This is a genomic window from Ruegeria sp. ANG-R (genome assembly GCF_000813985.1).
In the GTDB taxonomy this organism is placed as follows: Bacteria; Pseudomonadota; Alphaproteobacteria; order Rhodobacterales; family Rhodobacteraceae; genus Ruegeria.
Map to the genome: position 1 here is coordinate 126647 of NZ_JWLJ01000006.1, position 16393 is coordinate 143039.

At 55.6% G+C, this 16393-nt stretch carries 18 protein-coding genes and 1 tRNA gene; 11 read left to right on the plus strand and 8 right to left on the minus strand.

Annotated features, from left to right (window positions below; translation table 11 throughout):
- Positions 1 to 528 precede the first annotated feature (528 nt).
- On the plus strand, positions 529 to 1707 hold the full coding sequence (locus RA27_RS15065; RefSeq protein ID WP_039540733.1) for an integrase arm-type DNA-binding domain-containing protein: 1179 nt from the start codon (positions 529 to 531) through the stop codon (positions 1705 to 1707).
- Between the two features lie 11 nt (positions 1708 to 1718).
- Here RA27_RS15065 and RA27_RS23725 read toward each other — a convergent pair whose 3' ends face one another.
- The gene (locus RA27_RS23725; RefSeq protein ID WP_206539994.1) at positions 1719 to 1955 is read right to left on the minus strand and encodes a helix-turn-helix transcriptional regulator; all 237 of its coding nucleotides are present in this window, start codon (positions 1953 to 1955) and stop codon (positions 1719 to 1721) included.
- 87 nt (positions 1956 to 2042) lie between these two features.
- Here RA27_RS23725 and RA27_RS15070 point away from each other — a divergent pair, with 87 nt between their 5' ends.
- Both RA27_RS15070 and RA27_RS23730 read left to right on the plus strand, forming a co-directional pair.
- Positions 2043 to 2450: a hypothetical protein gene (locus RA27_RS15070; protein WP_039540734.1), complete on the plus strand. Its 408-nt coding sequence runs from the start codon at positions 2043 to 2045 to the stop codon at positions 2448 to 2450.
- Between the two features lie 138 nt (positions 2451 to 2588).
- Positions 2589 to 2822 carry a helix-turn-helix domain-containing protein gene (locus tag RA27_RS23730; RefSeq protein WP_039540737.1) on the plus strand — a complete coding sequence of 78 codons (234 nt, stop codon included), beginning with the start codon at positions 2589 to 2591 and terminating at the stop codon, positions 2820 to 2822.
- A gap of 1023 nt (positions 2823 to 3845) precedes the next feature.
- Here RA27_RS23730 and RA27_RS15085 read toward each other — a convergent pair.
- Together RA27_RS15085 and RA27_RS15090 are read right to left on the minus strand one after the other, a co-directional pair.
- Entirely contained in the window at positions 3846 to 4490 is a 645-nt protein-coding gene (locus RA27_RS15085) for a hypothetical protein (RefSeq protein WP_039540739.1), read from the minus strand.
- The gene (locus RA27_RS15090) at positions 4487 to 5386 is read right to left on the minus strand and encodes a DNA-processing protein DprA (RefSeq protein ID WP_039540742.1); all 900 of its coding nucleotides are present in this window, start codon (positions 5384 to 5386) and stop codon (positions 4487 to 4489) included. The genes RA27_RS15085 and RA27_RS15090 overlap by 4 nt, the downstream gene beginning before the upstream one ends.
- 280 nt (positions 5387 to 5666) lie before the next feature.
- Between RA27_RS15090 and RA27_RS23190 the strand changes: the two genes are divergently transcribed.
- A complete protein-coding gene (locus tag RA27_RS23190) occupies positions 5667 to 6779 on the plus strand; it encodes a hypothetical protein (RefSeq protein WP_152610709.1) in 1113 nt (370 codons plus the stop codon).
- 1020 nt (positions 6780 to 7799) lie between these two features.
- Here the strand turns inward: RA27_RS23190 and RA27_RS15105 are convergent.
- Positions 7800 to 7875: transfer RNA gene (locus RA27_RS15105), tRNA-Ala, on the minus strand.
- 137 nt (positions 7876 to 8012) lie between these two features.
- Positions 8013 to 8336 carry a TIGR02300 family protein gene (locus RA27_RS15110; RefSeq protein ID WP_039540746.1) on the minus strand — a complete coding sequence of 108 codons (324 nt, stop codon included), beginning with the start codon at positions 8334 to 8336 and terminating at the stop codon, positions 8013 to 8015.
- Positions 8337 to 8436: 100 nt separating this feature from the next.
- Between RA27_RS15110 and RA27_RS15115 the strand changes: the two genes are divergently transcribed.
- From RA27_RS15115 to RA27_RS15125, 3 genes are all read left to right on the plus strand, one after another.
- A complete protein-coding gene (locus tag RA27_RS15115; protein ID WP_039541273.1) occupies positions 8437 to 9129 on the plus strand; it encodes a SprT family zinc-dependent metalloprotease in 693 nt (230 codons plus the stop codon).
- Between the two features lie 30 nt (positions 9130 to 9159).
- Positions 9160 to 9807, plus strand: coding sequence for a GntR family transcriptional regulator (locus RA27_RS15120; RefSeq protein WP_039540749.1), 648 nt, complete (start codon positions 9160 to 9162; stop codon positions 9805 to 9807).
- 124 nt (positions 9808 to 9931) lie between these two features.
- Positions 9932 to 11062: a lytic murein transglycosylase gene (locus RA27_RS15125; RefSeq protein ID WP_039540752.1), complete on the plus strand. Its 1131-nt coding sequence runs from the start codon at positions 9932 to 9934 to the stop codon at positions 11060 to 11062.
- Between the two features lie 4 nt (positions 11063 to 11066).
- Here the strand turns inward: RA27_RS15125 and RA27_RS15130 are convergent, their stop codons facing one another.
- Positions 11067 to 12029, minus strand: coding sequence for an acetyl-CoA carboxylase carboxyltransferase subunit alpha (locus RA27_RS15130; protein ID WP_039540755.1), 963 nt, complete (start codon positions 12027 to 12029; stop codon positions 11067 to 11069).
- 121 nt (positions 12030 to 12150) lie between these two features.
- On the opposite strand from RA27_RS15130, the gene RA27_RS15135 reads away from it, so the two are divergent.
- Both RA27_RS15135 and RA27_RS15140 read left to right on the plus strand, forming a co-directional pair.
- Entirely contained in the window at positions 12151 to 12984 is an 834-nt protein-coding gene (locus RA27_RS15135) for an AraC family transcriptional regulator (protein ID WP_039541275.1), read from the plus strand.
- Positions 12985 to 13010: 26 nt separating this feature from the next.
- Positions 13011 to 13472 (plus strand): GyrI-like domain-containing protein, encoded by a 462-nt coding sequence (locus tag RA27_RS15140; RefSeq protein WP_193746525.1) that lies wholly within the window; start codon positions 13011 to 13013, stop codon positions 13470 to 13472.
- Positions 13473 to 13482: 10 nt separating this feature from the next.
- Here the strand turns inward: RA27_RS15140 and RA27_RS15145 are convergent, their stop codons facing one another.
- A complete protein-coding gene (locus RA27_RS15145; RefSeq protein ID WP_039540760.1) occupies positions 13483 to 14079 on the minus strand; it encodes a LysE family translocator in 597 nt (198 codons plus the stop codon).
- Positions 14080 to 14151: 72 nt separating this feature from the next.
- Between RA27_RS15145 and RA27_RS15150 the strand changes: the two genes are divergently transcribed.
- Positions 14152 to 14604, plus strand: coding sequence for an Lrp/AsnC family transcriptional regulator (locus tag RA27_RS15150; protein WP_039540763.1), 453 nt, complete (start codon positions 14152 to 14154; stop codon positions 14602 to 14604).
- 119 nt (positions 14605 to 14723) lie between these two features.
- Positions 14724 to 15302, plus strand: coding sequence for a PA14 domain-containing protein (locus RA27_RS15155; protein ID WP_039540765.1), 579 nt, complete (start codon positions 14724 to 14726; stop codon positions 15300 to 15302).
- Between the two features lie 46 nt (positions 15303 to 15348).
- On the opposite strand, the gene RA27_RS15160 is transcribed toward RA27_RS15155, so the two are convergent.
- The gene (locus RA27_RS15160; RefSeq protein ID WP_039540768.1) at positions 15349 to 16311 is read right to left on the minus strand and encodes an L-malyl-CoA/beta-methylmalyl-CoA lyase; all 963 of its coding nucleotides are present in this window, start codon (positions 16309 to 16311) and stop codon (positions 15349 to 15351) included.
- Positions 16312 to 16393 lie beyond the last annotated feature (82 nt).

The window sequence follows — 16393 nt, forward strand, 5'->3', positions numbered from 1 at the left end:
CGAAACTTAGGGGCATCCCTACCTGCCTTTACCTTCTTTAGTACTTCCGTGAAGTGCTCATGCACCTTTTTTGCGTAGTTCGCCGTAGTTCATGCCCGAATGTTCTATGTGCACTGTTACGGTGTCGCCACACATTGCAAGACGCCGCGCCAGAGTACCAGTCTGTTTAGGGCACCTCGTACGCAAAGACATCCGAAGGGTCCTACGTGTGATGCTTGGTCTAGTGTGGGGTTTTGGTCTTGTGTCGGGCAGGGGCCAACGGAAGTAGTAGATGCCATGTCGGGACAGTGAAAGATATGCATGCAGCTTCATTTTGTGTCACACCTGTGTGTCACACCGCTCAAATGCTTGCTATCTAGTTGTATTGTTAGGTTTTGGTGGAGCCTAGGTCCACATAAAGCGTGTCCCAACTTGTCCCATGCTATATCTTGTTGTATCGCGGGAAGTAGTTTGGGTAGTTTGTGCCTATGAATTCATTGGTTTTTTAAGCGCGATCTGAAAGGTGGAACAAAGGGTGGACAATCAATAATGGGAAAGCTCACCCACAAGGGCGTCAAGGGAATGTCCCAGCCAGGCATGTACGGCGATGGGGAAGGACTTTGGCTGCGCGTCGCTGACAGTGGTTCGAAGTCTTGGGTGTTGCGCGTTGCGGTGCACGGGAAAAGACGAGAATTCGGACTGGGTTCTGTCAAGTGGGTTACTCTCGCAGAAGCCCGAGAAATGGCCCGCGACATGCGCAAAGAGGCGAGAATGGGAGGGGTGCCTGAATCTGTTCGCACACGCCAAACTCTGACCCTCGAAGAAGCCACGCGAAAAGTATACGAGGCACAAAGACCGACTTGGAAGAACGCAAAACATGCCGAAACGTGGATTCGATCACTTGAAATTCACGTTCTGCCAAGAATTGGGTCCAGAGCGATCGAGACGATTGGATCGTCAGAAGTACTGGAGGTGTTGGGCCCGATCTGGACAAAGAAACCGGAAACAGCGCGGCGTATCCTGCAGCGACTGACTGTGATATTCGATTGGGCAAAGACAGCCGGCCACTATGGCGCCGAAAACCCTGCCAATGGGGTGACACGTGCATTGCCAAAGGTGGATCGAAGACCGGAACACATGGCCGCTTTGCCATGGCAAGAAGTTCCAAAGCTGATTGGCGAGCTGAAAGAAAGGGAAGGTACCGCAGCGAGGCTGGTCGAGTGGGTAATATATACCGCAGCTAGATCCGCAGAGGCTCGACTTGCCACATGGGATGAGATTGAGGGCAATGTGTGGACTGTCCCGGCTGACCGCATGAAACGGGGCAAGGAACATCGTGTGCCGCTCTGTAAGCCAGCGCTGGGCGTACTCGAACGTGTCAAGCTGCTAAATCCCGATCTAGTGTTTCCTTCACGACAGAGGCGCGCTGGCGCTACAGAAGATCAGCCGCTTTCGATTAACGCGGGAACTTCACTTTTGAAAAGGATGGGTTACGGCCATATCACGCTGCACGGGTTCAGAAGTAGTTTCCGCGATTGGTGCAACGAGGCTGCTCGCGCCAATCGAGAAGTCGCAGAAGCGGCTTTGTCTCATGCGATCGGGAACTCGGTCGAACAGGCATACAGTCGATCCGATCTTTTTGAGCGACGTCGTTCACTTATGGATGCGTGGGGGCGTTTTTGTAGTGGCGATTCCGGTGAAGTTGTGGAACTCGTTCGCGGGGCTTAGTGTTTGCCATGTCAGATGGTTTTCGTAGGTTCGCTTAGCCGTACACCAGGCCCACCACCATTCTCTGAAATAAATTCTACGCCAGCATTCTCAAGGGTATTGCGGATGCTCTCAATTGTGCTTTGTTTTAGTTCCTCGCCACGCTCAAGGCGCGAGATTGTGCCCTGCGATACCCCTGAAAGCTTGGCTAGGTCTCGGACTCCCAGTCCCAAAGCTACGCGGGCCATCCTGCATTGAACATCTTTCATTTATAACCCTGTTATCATTTCTGTTGACGATTGAGCGCGGCAGTTTTATAACACCGTTACCATTATATCAATTTGGAGAATACGACAATGCAAATCGAACGCGTCAGCGCGAATGAGACCGGCTTGGCTCAAGAAAATCCGTTTGAGCAAGTTAATTGTGCCAGAAGAAGCGAAGAAAAAATCCTCGATTTCTACGACAAGCTCGGCATAGAGGAACAGGCATGTTTTTTTCTGTTCCTCACCGCGCTGGCGGATCGACACGGTAAGCTGGCCGCTGCATTGGAAGTGTACTTCAGAAGTATCGGCAAAGAGAAACCAGAGTGTGCAGAGCCACCCAACGCTGACGTCCGATTGCTCCAACGGATCAAAACTTGTGTGACAGATCCAGAGGAATTCAAGGCGTGGGGAAGGTTATTTGCACATTCAATTATACGCAATGATCACTTCTGTTTTGAGGCTGCAGAGACTGCCGCTCGAATTAGGGTTTCACACTAGAAGCGATAAAAAAGAATAAATATAATTATACAAATCAGGCACTTATACCTCCGCTTTTTCGAAAGTGGGGGAACCGCCAGAGGAAAGCATGGGACGATTTGGGAATCATTGGGACACTCTGAGAACAGGAGAGACCAAATGATTAAACAAAAAAAACCACAACTCCACTTTCGCGATCGCCCTGATAGACTCCTGAGAGATACGGAAGCCGCAACGATGCTGCGAATATCTCGATCTACCTTTCATCGATGGGTAGCTCGGGGCATCGTTCCAAAGCCGCTTAGAATGGGCGGTAGTACGCGCTGGTGGCAGTCCGAACTGGAAGCCCATTTGGCGACGCTCTCCGAGGTCCGTGACGCAATATGCTCATAAAATAAAAGCGCCCCGGTCGGCACAACCGAGGCGCTAAAACAAACTTCATCGAGGCAATCGACGAATGGCGAATGCATACCAAATTCAATGTGATGAGCCAAGCCGCAGTACGCGATCTTTCGACGATCGTAGCAGCGGGGCGAGACAGTCCGGAATAAAGTGGTTGAACTGGGCGTGGACCAGGCCTCTTAACAACGGCCCCGAGCGTTTGGTTCTGGTGGCGCTGGCCAATCATGCGAATGCTCGTGGTGAATGCTGGCCTTCTGTAAACCGGTTGGTCGCAATGACCTGTCTTGGAGAGCGCACGGTTCGGTCCAAGCTGAAATCTTTGAAAGCTAAGGGTGAAATCTCCATTTTTCAGAGGGACGGGACGTCGAGTTTGTACACGTTGACCCCTGCAGGAGATGCACCCCTGCAGGAGATGCATACTGCAGGAGATGCAGCACCCCCTATCTGTACGCGCACCCCTCCCCTGCAAGAGGCGCACCCGACCCCTGCAGGAGCTGCACCTAAACTACCAATAACTCCAAATGAACATTCTAAAGAACCATGTGTGAGGCCGGAGGCCACACACACAGAGGATTCTGATTTCGATGAATTGCTAAGTCAGTTTGAAGCGGTATACCCACGTTTAGGTGATCGGTCTGCGACAGCGAAGGCTCTGAGAATCGCTGTCGTTGATGGCGCAGATCCAGCCACCATACTTGCTGGCGCCCTTGGCTATGCAGCCGAGCAGAAAGGAAACGGACGTCAGTTCGTCAAACTATCGGAGAACTGGCTAAGAGAAAAGCGATGGGATCGGCATACGGAGACCGGCACACAACAACCAGATCGCCAAAAACTGTTGGAAGCTCACGCAAAGACGATCAAAGAGGGGAAGGCCCATCTTTGCACACCGATTTCCAACGAGACTGCCTGGGAGTGTGTACGAGCTGAGTTAGTTTCGATCAGTCAATGCCACGCAGTAGGAAAGCTGTTGTGAGCCTGTATGGCAGGGTCAGCATTCCGCGAATACCTGCAATTTTAAAACCAATCCAAATCTGCGTTCTCAAAAGGATTTGGGTGAATGGTTCGAGCTACAAAGATACCCGTGATGCGGGCATTTGGAAAGCGAGCAGACAAAAGATTGTGCATTGCTCGATAATGCCGACCAATCGTGAGAACATCGTCAAATATCCCGATGCTGACAGGCTCGGGTTGCGTCAAGTTTTCATCGATCGCATAAACATTCATCAATTGCTCAACGGTCAAGCGTTCACCTGAGTCCGCATTGTGTGAATACTCTGTGGATTCTGTTTGGTAGATCAATGGCCGAACATCCAAGCCTTCACGGATGCCGCGACAAATTTGTTCCATTCGATTGTCGTAGTCGGGATGATCCTTAGACTTCGAACCCGGTATGGGTATCAGCGTAGAAATGTTTAACCAGTCTGGATTTAGGTGGCTGGCAAACTCGCGCGACACCTGAGCGATGGCACGTGCCTTGTGATGGTATCCACCTTTGGTCAAACGTTCACTGGGCTTCTTTTTTAGATTCCAAATAAGACTGTTGGTCTCACCCTTAAACCCATCGCCAGCTCGATACTCGCGGAGGAAAATACATCTATCGTCTTCGGTTAATTCGCTGTGATCTAGTCGAGTAAGATCATCAATTAGTGTGAAACTCATTCGATATTCAGTGCTTTCCAAATGTCATTAGATGTTTTCACACGAATTGCACCTTCCCGCTCGAACCGGGCGGGCCAAGTGATATTTGGGTTTTGAAAACAGCTATCCAGTATGAATAGCTTTCTCCCCTGATACAACGCTGCTCTCGCCTGTGTTAATGTGCCTGACGTTTCGCCAGCTTCGACAATAATTGTTCCTTCTGTTAACGCGCTCATTGTTGCGTTCCGCTCTGGAAAATAGTGCCTTTTGTACTGAAAGGGTTGAACTTCGTATCTAAGAACTGGGACCTGAGAAATAAGCAGGTGGTCACTAGCGATGTGCTCTTGAAGAGTGCGGTTCTCTTTCGGGTAGCATTCGCCTATGGGTGTGCCGATTACAGCAATTGTTCTTCCTTTAGCCTCAAGAGCCGCGCGATGCGCTGTTGCATCGATTCCTGAGGCAAGCCCGGACACCACAGCAAAACCGCGCTCCACTAATTCTCTGGATAGGCGAGCAGCTCTTTTCTTCCCGTCCTCGCTAGGTTTACGACTGCCAACCACGGCCAGGCCGCGCATTTCGGAAAGCTCCCAAGTTCCCTGATAATACAATAGTTCAACGGGGTGCTTCGCGTCTCGCAGCTTCTTTGGATAATCCCCCGCTTTGTTGATGCGAACACCAAATTGGCGAATACCAGATGTGAACAGCTTTTTTATCACCTTAGTTGCAGCGGCATCGGCAATCTGAGGCTCGATAAAATCTGACGGCAGAGCAGAAGGATCGGACGCGAACCTTTCGGCAAGACGTTTGAAGGTGGCACCTTGCTCCAAAAACAAAGCCTCGTATGCACCCATTTCACGTCGCGGAGATATTACGCCCAGCGCGGCATCGTCACGATTTGAGAACGCAAATTTATTCACTGCAGTACACGCAGATACACCACTCCATGTGCGTCTCCCTGACACGCCATTTTCAGCGTTTGTTAGTCGTCATCATGCCTTAAAATTCACCCGAAAGGCAACACTACTTAGCTTAAGCGTTTATTAACTTCTGAGATTTTTCTGTTGTTCGGACCGATCCAGTAACGAGATTTCATCCAAATTTCAGTGGTTCACGGCGCTTATTCCGGCGAACGGGGAACCGCCAGAGGAAATCCTAGTTTCGGGGCGTATCCTAGGCGTATCCAAACGGAGCGCTGATATGCACAAACACAGATTTCCGAAAGCTGGTGATACCCGAGTATCTGGCCCGATTGAAGCTGCCAACAGTGCATCTAGCAAGACAGTACAAGGAGCTTCCGACCAAATGACTAAAACCCGAACGTCGTCCGGAAATGATCGAAGAAACCGTCGCCCCGCGCCGAATACAGCCAATGCGCGAATGTTGACCATGTTGGGCAATGCAAAAAATGCCCAACCCGCGAACATGATCATCAGACCAGGCGGCCCGGGTGGCGAAGACAGGGTCATTTTCTCCAAGACGATTTCCGCTCTGGCTAAAATGCAAGATTTTCTGTCGTTCGGAGATGATCTCGCCGGCATGGTCGACGAGGATGGCCACATTACGCTTGACCCGCCGTACAAAGAGGCTGGGGCGTCGATCACGGTTGAAGCTGCTATGTCCCAGAGTTCTCGCGTTCTGTCTGCTGGAGCGACACTCATCCAAGGTGCTGAGTTGTGGCAAACTTTTTCTAGCAGACAGGGGCCCGTCACTGGCCGATCCGCAATCAACTTTTCGACCTTTGAGCCGATGAGGTTCAATTATGTAGACTTTGAAGCTGACCCAAACGCGGAATTGCCTATCTCGCCTGCACCCTACAAGACGGCTGAAGTCGACCTAGACGCGTTCGATCAATACGGGGTTTCTTTGCGCTTGAGCCGTCGCGAGTTTAGAGACGTGACTCCGGAGCGCCTTGCCGTTCAGTTACTTTGGCCGCTGGTTCAAGGTCTCGGTCGCGCGGTTGATGCGGCTTTCTTTAAAGCGCTGGGCGCCGCTGGGGTGGTGCCGTGGGCGCTGGGCGGTGCCGCAGCGCAAGGGGTGCCATTTGAAAGCCTGCAAGCTGTTGTTGGGACAAATGGTTCCGGTGCTGTCGCAGATCGGGGGGAACTCTATGTCGACGGTATTCCTGCGACACTCACGCCAGATACCGCAGGTTCCTTCATAGGCGCGTTTAGCCGCGCAGCTATGGTGACCAACGAGGAAATCCAGATTATCGCGTCGCGTACAGATGTGAGTGGTGGACTTGAGGTTACCTGTTGGTTGGGTTTGCAAGCGCTGATCCCAGATCCAGCAAAGTTCTGGAGTGTCGCCTAATGGCGAGGTTCGCAAGATCGGTTTTGAGTCTGTTCACAAACCCGGGCGATTTCCTTGCCTCCAGAAATAGCGGTCAACGGGACGATCGAGTTCCGAAACAATTATTGGCCGCTGTCTCGTATAACGAGTTGCTTATAGCGATCGATGCGTGTCGCGTGATATGGCGCCCGTCACGCGCTGGAGATGAGACCGCTGGACCTATTGTCCGCGTCCCGACAATAGGTAGTTGGACGTGGAGCACCCGTAAAGACGCGAAAGCCCGAGTGGCAGCTAAGTATCCTGATCTCGATGAAAAGGCATGTGCACGGGCTGCGAAATTAATCGAATGGCAGATCGGAAAGCACAACTTGCGCGAGTTCAGGCGTGGTGCTGCTGAGGATCAGGATTATCGCGAACACGAAAGGTTTTGGAGGGGGCACAATGTCTGATTTGAGGATTTATGACCGAAATGGCAGCGCTCGAAAGTGCCTGCTAGCCGCACAAAAACGGATCAAGATTGAGGAAGGGGCAGAGCTTTCTCTGTCGCAGGTTGCGCATCGTTTGATCCACCTCGGCAGACGGGCGCTAGATCACCCGGTTTGTTTGGATGGGGTGAGTAAATGAAGGCGCGTCGATGGAGGCATCTAAAACGGCCTCGCAAGCGAAAGCCGCGTGGCACAATTCGACTTAGTTGGAACGCGCGTTGGTTCGGGTTCTAACAATGCATTGCCGGGTGGTTTGGTGCCTGTTTGGCCACGTGGCATATGTTGGCTGAAAGGCCAAGCAGCGCTCTCGGGGTATCCGATCCTTCCCCCCGAGAGCGCTTTTTGTTCTCAATGTAATCGAATCAGAAGCGCGGGTCCTTCCCACGGGGGTAGGGCCTGAGGGTGGGAAACTGCGCAGAAAACTATTTGTGCGAGCGCTCTGGAAACGTGGCCTACTACTATTACCGAGCCAGTGCCGAAAGGGTGAAAAAAGGGTGGATCATCAAGGGATGCCCCTTGAAATACACTTTAATATCAGCATGTTGTGAGAGTTGTTTGGTGGAGCCTAGGGGAGTCGAACCCCTGACCTCTTGCATGCCATGCAAGCGCTCTCCCAACTGAGCTAAGGCCCCATGCAGGTGCCGCCGTAGCGGTGGACGGACGTTTATGAGACGTCGCCGCTGAGTGCAAGTCCAAAAAACGGAATCAGCGAAAAACTTCAGGCTGACCCGGCGGATGGACGAGGCGGAACAAGCCGCCTCGGGTCCGATCAGTTTTCGTCTTCTGACGACATGTCCTTGATATCGTCCAGCGAAACGTTGTCGCCGTCGTCATCGTCGTCCAGCAGATCGTCGTCCAGTTCGACATCGACGTTATCGTCGTCGTCCAGCACGATATCTTCGTCGGACGAAGCTTCGCGTGCCTTCACCGATGCTGCGTCTTCGGCATCGGCAGCAATCATCCGGCTTTTGCCGGTATCCAGTTCCACGATCTCGCCGGTATAGGGGCTGACGATCGGGTCCTTGTTCAGGTCATAAAAGCGCTTGCCGGTTGTCGGGCAAACACGCTTTACGCCCCATTCTTCCTTGGGCATATCAAATCCCCTTGATATCAGGTGAATCTCATCGATGATTCAGGTCACCTGCCACATGCGGCAGGCACTGTCAAAGCCTTTGCGCGAAGGAGATCGGCCCATGGGGCGACATGCATTGCCTGGAACGCCTCCGGTGCCTCTGACTTTGCGCAAATCGGCACGCGCGCGACGGATCAGCTTGCGGATTTCCCAATTAGATGGGCGGGTTACGCTGACATACCCGACTGGCGTAGCCGAGAACGAAGCTTTGAATTTCGCACAACAGAAAGAAGACTGGATACGCGGGCACCTGCAGGACCGCCCTATCGTCGAAGCAGTGGGGGTTGGGCAGTCCATACCGATTGAGGGAACCGTGCGGCGAATCGTTTCTGCGACGGGTCGACGGGTTCTGCTGCGCAGTGATGAAATCGGTGTCCCGCCTGGTGCTGAAGCACGGCGGCTTGCCCGGTTTCTTAAAGAGCTTGCCCGCGATCGGTTGACCGGCGCGTGTGATGACTATGCTGCCATTCTGGGCCGTCCGTACAGTAGCCTCACGTTGCGCGATACGCGCTCGCGTTGGGGGTCGTGCAGTTCCACAGGTGGGCTTATGTTCTCGTGGCGGCTGATCCTCGCGCCATCAGATGTGTTGCATTATGTTGCCGCGCATGAAGTGGCGCATCTGGCCGAGATGAACCACTCGCCGGCGTTCTGGGCTCAGGTTGAGCGCATATATGGCCCATACAAGGAATCGCGCCGCTGGTTGCGCGAAAACGGGGCTGATCTGCATCGATATCGCTTTGATGCTCCCGGTTGACCTCATGAGAATTTGTGATCACATAAACCCATGCTGACCACACGTCCTGCCGAGTCTCACACCGCCACCCATGACCGCGTCTACCGTGCTCTCCGGTCCCGCATCATGCATGGCGAAATAGCCCCCGGGCAGGCGCTGACCTTACGTGGCATCGGTAAAGAATTTGGCGTATCAATGACCCCGGCGCGCGAAGCGGTTCGGCGGCTGGCGGCTGAAGGGGCGCTGTTCCTGTCCACCTCGGGGCGCGTTTCCACACCCGAACTGAGCCGGGACCGGATCGAGGAATTGGCCGCACTGCGCGCCTTGCTTGAGGTTGAATTGTCCAGCCGGGCCCTGCCTCGGGCACATATGGCGCTGATCGATCGACTGCAGAGCATCAACATGGCCGTGGCCGAGATGGTAACGAAACGGGATGCTGTCGGGTATATCCGCGCAAATCTCGAATTTCACCGCACGCTCTATCTGCGCGCACAGGCCCCTGCGATGCTTGCCATGGCCGAAACTGTCTGGTTGCAGTTGGGCCCTACGATGCGTGCGCTTTATGGGCGGTTGCGGCGCACAGAGCCGCCGCATTACCACCGCCTGATCATCGCGGCCCTCAAGGCGGGGGATGAGCCAGGGCTGCGGCTTGCGGTGCGCTCGGACGTAACGCAAGGGCTGCGCTTGCTGGTCACATAAGCAGCATCTCGCCCACATTGATTCAACCTTTTGGGTTTCGGCAGGTTCAGCGCCACGGCGTTCTGGTCTGATCGGTTGGGCTGGGCTATCCTGACCGCAAATCACAACAAGAGCAGATTTCAACATGATCAATCGAAGAACATTTTCTGCCGGGCTTGGGGCAACCCTGCTCGCGGCCTGTTCCACCGGCAGTGCACCCACCAGCGCTCCGGCCTCGCGGATGCGTGCCGTTCCGAACGCCGGATGGGATGCTTGGGTGGCCGGTTTCAAGGGCCGGGCTGCGTCTCAGGGCATTTCACAAACCACCTTGAACCGCGCCTTTCAAGGGGCGGGATACCTGCCCGAGGTGATCGAACGCGACCGCAATCAGGTCGAATTCAAACGCTCGCTCGAGGATTATCTGGCCATTGCCGCGTCGGATGAACGGATCAGTACGGGCAAGCAGATGCTTGCGCGGTACGCGGGCACCCTGTCACAGATTGAGGCTAAATACGGGGTCGATAAAGAGGTCGTCGTGGCCGTCTGGGGGCTGGAAAGCCGGTACGGCGCGCGGCGGGGCGACGTGCCGGTGATCTCGGCGACTTCGACGCTGGCTTATGACGGACGGCGCGGGGCGTTCTTTGAAAAGCAATTGGTGGCGGCGTTGAAGATCATTCAGGAGGGTGACACGACCCCTGGCAATATGACCGGCAGTTGGGCCGGGGCCATGGGGCATACGCAGTTCATTCCAACGTCGTATTTGGCCTATGCGGTTGATTTTACCGGTGACGGGCGGCGCGATATATGGTCTGACGATCCGACGGATTCACTGGCTTCCACGGCCGCCTATCTGGCACGCGCCGGTTGGGTGCGCGGCCAGCCGTGGGGTGGAGAGGTCGGCACCGTGTCGGGTACGCCGGTCGCGGTGCTGCAACCGCAGACACCGGGGCCCCGGATCGCGGTGTTTCGGAACTTTGAGGTGATCAAACGCTATAACAACTCAGACAGCTATGCGATCGGAGTCGGCCACCTTGCCGACCGGATTGCCGGTGGCCCGCCGTTTCAAGCCTCGTTCGGGCCGGACGCGACCGGGTTGACGCTGGAGGGCCGCAAGGATCTGCAGCGCCGTCTGACCGCCGCTGGCTATGATACACAGGGCGCGGACGGCGTGATCGGAAAGAACACCGAGGCCGCGATCAGCGCTTATCAGCGCGCGAACGGATTGCCCGTGACCGGGCAGCCCTCGCTGGCATTGTTGCAACGGTTGGGTGGCTGACGGGTTAAGCCGCCAGCCCTTTCGAGCCGATATCCAGGAATTTCTGACGGCGGTCCTTGATCAGGGCCGCCGCGTCTTTTCCATCAAGCTCGTCAAGCATCGCGGCAATCGCAGACCGCACGGCTTCAACCGCCGCCGAGCGATCCCGATGCGCGCCGCCTTTGGGTTCAGAAATGATGTGGTCGCAGACGCCCAGCTTTTGCAGGTCTTGAGCCGTCAAGCGCAGCGCTTCGGCAGCTTCGCGCATCTTCTCGGAATCTTTCCACAGGATCGAGGCGCAGCCTTCGGGCGAAATCACTGAATAGACCGAGTGTTCCAGCATGGCGACGCGGTTTGCCGTTGCAAATGCCACAGCACCGCCCGAGCCACCTTCACCAATGATGACCGAGACCAAAGGCACGCCGATCTTAAGGCACATTTCCGTGGATCGCGCGATCGCCTCGGACTGGCCGCGCTCTTCGGCGCCCTTGCCGGGATAAGCGCCCGCCGTATCAATCAGAGTGATTACCGGCAGGCCAAAGCGCCCCGCCATCTCCATCAGCCGAACGGCCTTGCGATACCCTTCGGGGCGGGCCATTCCGAAATTGCGTTCGATCCGCGATTTGGTATCACTGCCCTTTTCGTGACCGATCACCATAACCGGCTGATCGTTGAACCGTGCCAGCCCCCCGATTACCGCCAGATCGTCGGCAAAGTTCCGGTCGCCCGCCAGAGGCGTGAACTCGGTAAACAGCGCGTCCACATAATCATTGCAATGAGGTCGTTCAGGATGGCGCGCAACCTGACACTTCCGCCAGGGGGTGAGATCAGCATAGAGCTCATCCAGCAGCTTGGCGGCCTTGGCATCCAGCGCAGCGGCTTCTTCGGCAATGTCCATCTCTTCATTGGCACGGGCCAGAGCTCGTAGCTCCTCGGCCTTGCCTTCGATCTCTGCCAGCGGTTTTTCGAAATCCAGATACTGGGTCATGACGCCTCTCAACGCGGAAGTTCCCTGCTATATGACCAAAGGTCGTCCCGGATGCAACTCAGCAAGATTTGTGGTCGTCGAATATGCGATCACCGATGGGCAAGGAGAAGGAAGGATACCAATGGCTGCCAGCTATGAAGATCGCGTGCTGCGCGTGTTGGCTTATATGCACGATCACCCTGCCGGGGATTTGTCGCTGGATGCCTTGGCCGAGGTCGCCGCCATGTCGCGGTTTCATTGGCATCGCGTGTTTCGCGCCATCACCGGTGAGACCTGCGCACAGGCAGCCCGCCGGATACGCCTGCATCGCGCCGCCTGCTGGCTGGTGCAATCGGACAGGCCGGTTGCGCAGATCGCGACCGATATCGGCTATCCGAACCTGAAATCCTTTGCGCGGGCCTTTTCCGAGGCCTACGGCAGCAGCCCCACTGCGTTTCGCAAAGCGGGGCAGATTCTGCCAGCCCATCCCAAATTCAAAACCGGAGAATACCCCATGCATCCCGTTACAACCCGAACCGAACCGTCCCGCCGTGTCGTAGCACTTCCGCACACAGGAGCTTACGCCGAGATTGGTCGCAGCTTTGAGGCTTTTGGTGCCTTGTGCGAATCCCGCACGCTATGGCCAAAGGTCGGTCCGATGATTGCTCTGTATTTCGACAGTCCCGAGGATGTGCCTGAAGACGAACTGCGCAGCTTTGCCGGAGCTCAATATTGCGGCGATGACACCCCCAAGGGGATGGAGGACCTCAGTATCCCGGGCGGCAAAACAGCGGTTCTGACGTATCAGGGTCCCTATTCCGGTATTCACGCCGCCTATCAGACACTGTTCGGGAACTGGTTACCGGACTCCGGCGAAGAACCCGCCGATCAACCTTGTTATGAGATCTATCTCAACGATCCGCGCGACACCGCACCCGAGAACCTGCTGACAGAAATCTGCCTGCCGCTCAAATGACGGTGGTTTTTTCAGAGAGCACGCAGTTGCCGCTGAAGGTTGAGAATGTCCCGGGATGGAACATTCTCGCCTGGCGGTACGTCGGACCCTACGCCGGTAAGATGGCTGGATTTACCGAGATGCTATCTCGGTTGCCTCGCGATTTCGTGCAGCGCGGGTGGGGGCCTGTTATCGGCGTCTACCAATCTGATCCGGCCATCACGCCAGCTCGGCAGCAGGTCTACCTTGCGGGATGCGCGGTGCCCGAGAAGATTGGTGTCAGCGGGTTGCAACCGGTGCGTATTCTGCCGCAGCGATGCGCGATTCACCGGCATGTGGGGCCTTACGAAGCTATCCCAGAGAAATTCGAGCGGCTCTTCAAAACCGAACTCCGCAGCAAGAAACTGTGGCCTGCAGCGGCCCCGCCCTTCGAGATTTATCATGACGATCCAGGCGAGGTAGCGCCCAATGACCTGCGTACCGACCTATGTGTTCCCCTGAAAGCTTAGAGTCGTACCGTCAGGTCGGCCAAAGCACAGGGTAGAGAGAGGCCACCAGCAACAAAGCCATGGTCCAGTTGAACACGACCAGTCTGCGCGGATTCGTCAGAACACGCGCCATCTGTTGCCCAAGAACCGTCCAGGTGCTGACCGAGGGCAGGTTGATTGCTCCGAACACCAGCGCGACGAAAAATATGGCGTCCAAAGTTTGTCCGGGCGCGTAGGCCGCTATTGCAGTCAACGCCATCGCCCAGGCCTTGGGGTTTACCCATTGGAAAGCCGCCGCCTGCAAGAAGGTCATAGGTGTGCCTGTCGTCTGTTGCCCCTGCACAGGTGCGGCATGGGCGATCTTCCACGCCAGATACATCAGGTAGATCACCGACGCGATTTTCAGCACCGTATAGCTGACCGGATACCGGTCAAATACCTGAACGAGGCCGGCCCCCACCAACAGTACCATAAAGGTAAAACCCAGCCCGATTCCAAGCATATGCGGGATCGTCCGCCGAAAGCCGAAGTTGGCTCCTGACGCCATGAGCATAAGGTTGTTCGGCCCCGGAGTGATCGAGGAGACAAAGGCAAAAACGATCAGGGCCATCAGTATGTCGTAGGTCATGGCCGTATATTCTCGCCGAAGCCGGCAAATGAAATTGCGTTTTCGTGCGCATTTCGGGTAGTTTCACAATAAATGGCGAAGATTGATCAGATAAATCGGCATATATTGCGCGAACTTTCGCGTGACGGACGCATCAGCAACCTTGATCTTGCGGATCGGGTGGGCCTGTCACCTTCCGCCTGCCTGCGCCGGGTGCAGGAGCTTGAGCGTGCGGGCGTCATTGCCGGTTATCGCGCGGTCCTGAACCCGGCGGCGCTGGGCGTCGGCTTTGTGGCCTATATCGGTGTTGGTCTGGGCGAGCATACCAAGGCCGCTCAGGAGGGGTTCGAACGGGCGCTGCAGCAAGTGCCCGAGGTGGTCGAATGCCACAATATCACCGGTACTATCGAGTACCTGTTGCGGGTCGAATGCGCCGATCTGCCATCCTACAAGACCTTCCATACCGAGGTGCTGGGAACGTTGCCGCATGTGACTTCGATTACCTCATATGTTGTTATGGGGTCGCCCAAGGATATGCGGGCGTGACAGTTGAAATGTGAACCTTAACCACCTTGCGGGTCAAAAATTCACGGCCTAGTGTCATCTCAACAATATCGTCGGCAGGGATCAGTCCCGAAGCGGGCGCAAACTCAGGGAGAAGACCTATGACATTTTTCCGGACCGGAGCGCTTGTGGCTGCCCTAGCGATAATTGCGGGCGCGACCACAGCTGCGCCTTTGAAACTACAGCCGGCCAGCCCTCAGCCCAGCCCAACAGCCGGGTTGAATGTGAAATACAGTAGTACAGGCACCCAGATAAAGAAGATCCGGGATCTGAGCCAGGCAAAGAGTATGCTTTCAAAAGCGCAGCCCGGGCAACCGTTGCGGGGATTGGATTACCGGGACACCAACAAGGGTGAGAATGTGCTGACATTTACCGAGGCGTATAACGTTGCCGCCGAGGTCACAGGGTATATGCGTTTTGATTCACCCGGAACCTATGAGCTCGAAACCTGGTCCAATGACGGGATTGAGGCTTGGGTCGGCGGCCAACAGATCGGCCGCGTTACGGGTATCCAAGGATGTGAAGCCAATCAACGTACCGAAGTAGAGGTGCCCAAGGCAGGCTGGTACCCGTTGAAGATTGTCTATTTCCAGAAACTGGGAACCTCGTGCCTGATGATGAAGTCAGGAAAGCAGGGCGAACGGTTTACATGGACACCCAACGAGGTTTTTGGTCGTTGATGAAAGCTGAAAAAAGGCGCTCCTCCGAGCGCCTTTCTTCCGAGTCTTAGCCACCCGCCGCGATCAGTTCGGCTTGCGCGACAATGACTTCGGCCTGTTTGATCGAGGCTATGTCGACCAAGCGACCTTTGTACACAGTAGCGCCTTCGCCGTTGGCCTTTGCCTGCTCCATCGCAGCCAAAATCTCACGCGCCTCGGCCACCGCCTCATCCGACGGGGTGAAAACCTGATTGGCCAATGCGATTTGCTTGGGGTGGATGGCCCATTTTCCCACCATCCCCAGCGTGGCCGAGCGTCTGGCTTGCGCGATATAGCCTTCGTCGTCCGAGAAGTCCCCGAATGGCCCGTCCACCGGCAGCACGCCATGGGTGCGGCAGGCGGCAACGATGGCGGCCTGCGCCCAGTGCCACGGGTCGGACCAATGCTTCTCACCTTCACGAAGCATATAATAGTTTTCCTGCGTGCCTCCGATGCCGGTTGTCTGCATCCCCATCGACGCGGCGAAATCCGCAGCGCCAAGGCTCATGGCCTGCATACGCGGGGATGAGGCCGCGATCTCTTCAACATGTGCCAGACCGGCGGCGGATTCGATGATGACTTCGAAAGAGATGGGTTTGGCCCGGTCTTTGGCGCGCTCAATGGCGGTCACCAGCGCGTCTACCGCGTAGACATCAGCCGCGCAGCCCACCTTGGGAATCATGATCTGATCCAGCCGATCGCCCGCCTGTTCCAGCACATCGACCACGTCGCGATACCAATAGGGGGTATCCAGCCCGTTGATCCGAACCGACATGTATTTGTTGCCCCAATCGACCGTGTTCAGCGCCTCGATCACGTTGGCGCGGGCGGTATCCTTGTCGGACGGGGCTACCGAATCTTCCAGGTCCAGATTTATGACATCCGCGGCTGACGCCGCCATCTTGGGAAACAGCTTGGTGTTCGAGCCCGGGCCAAACAATTGGCAACGATTGGGGCGCGCCGGAGCGGCGGGTTGGATGCGGAAACTCATCTGAACCTCGTCTGAGTAATGAAATTGCGTTCTTTCCTGATGTTGGGATATTAAATTGCGCGACACTGTGCAAGCGCGATTG

What these genes read in the sequence shown, in the direction of transcription:
- RA27_RS15115 (WP_039541273.1), top strand. Translation starts at nt 8,437, where the DNA reads ATGGGGCGACATGCATTGCCTGGAACGCCTCCGGTGCCTCTGACTTTG.
- RA27_RS15130 (WP_039540755.1), bottom strand. Translation starts at nt 12,029, where the DNA reads ATGACCCAGTATCTGGATTTCGAAAAACCGCTGGCAGAGATCGAAGGC.
- RA27_RS15065 (WP_039540733.1), top strand. Translation starts at nt 529, where the DNA reads ATGGGAAAGCTCACCCACAAGGGCGTCAAGGGAATGTCCCAGCCAGGC.
- RA27_RS23190 (WP_152610709.1), top strand. Translation starts at nt 5,667, where the DNA reads ATGCACAAACACAGATTTCCGAAAGCTGGTGATACCCGAGTATCTGGC.
- RA27_RS15135 (WP_039541275.1), top strand. Translation starts at nt 12,151, where the DNA reads ATGGCTGCCAGCTATGAAGATCGCGTGCTGCGCGTGTTGGCTTATATG.
- RA27_RS15110 (WP_039540746.1), bottom strand. Translation starts at nt 8,336, where the DNA reads ATGCCCAAGGAAGAATGGGGCGTAAAGCGTGTTTGCCCGACAACCGGC.
- RA27_RS15160 (WP_039540768.1), bottom strand. Translation starts at nt 16,311, where the DNA reads ATGAGTTTCCGCATCCAACCCGCCGCTCCGGCGCGCCCCAATCGTTGC.
- RA27_RS15125 (WP_039540752.1), top strand. Translation starts at nt 9,932, where the DNA reads ATGATCAATCGAAGAACATTTTCTGCCGGGCTTGGGGCAACCCTGCTC.
- RA27_RS15145 (WP_039540760.1), bottom strand. Translation starts at nt 14,079, where the DNA reads ATGACCTACGACATACTGATGGCCCTGATCGTTTTTGCCTTTGTCTCC.
- RA27_RS15070 (WP_039540734.1), top strand. Translation starts at nt 2,043, where the DNA reads ATGCAAATCGAACGCGTCAGCGCGAATGAGACCGGCTTGGCTCAAGAA.
- RA27_RS15155 (WP_039540765.1), top strand. Translation starts at nt 14,724, where the DNA reads ATGACATTTTTCCGGACCGGAGCGCTTGTGGCTGCCCTAGCGATAATT.
- RA27_RS15150 (WP_039540763.1), top strand. Translation starts at nt 14,152, where the DNA reads ATGGCGAAGATTGATCAGATAAATCGGCATATATTGCGCGAACTTTCG.
- RA27_RS15085 (WP_039540739.1), bottom strand. Translation starts at nt 4,490, where the DNA reads ATGAGTTTCACACTAATTGATGATCTTACTCGACTAGATCACAGCGAA.
- RA27_RS23725 (WP_206539994.1), bottom strand. Translation starts at nt 1,955, where the DNA reads ATGAAAGATGTTCAATGCAGGATGGCCCGCGTAGCTTTGGGACTGGGA.
- RA27_RS23730 (WP_039540737.1), top strand. Translation starts at nt 2,589, where the DNA reads ATGATTAAACAAAAAAAACCACAACTCCACTTTCGCGATCGCCCTGAT.
- RA27_RS15120 (WP_039540749.1), top strand. Translation starts at nt 9,160, where the DNA reads ATGCTGACCACACGTCCTGCCGAGTCTCACACCGCCACCCATGACCGC.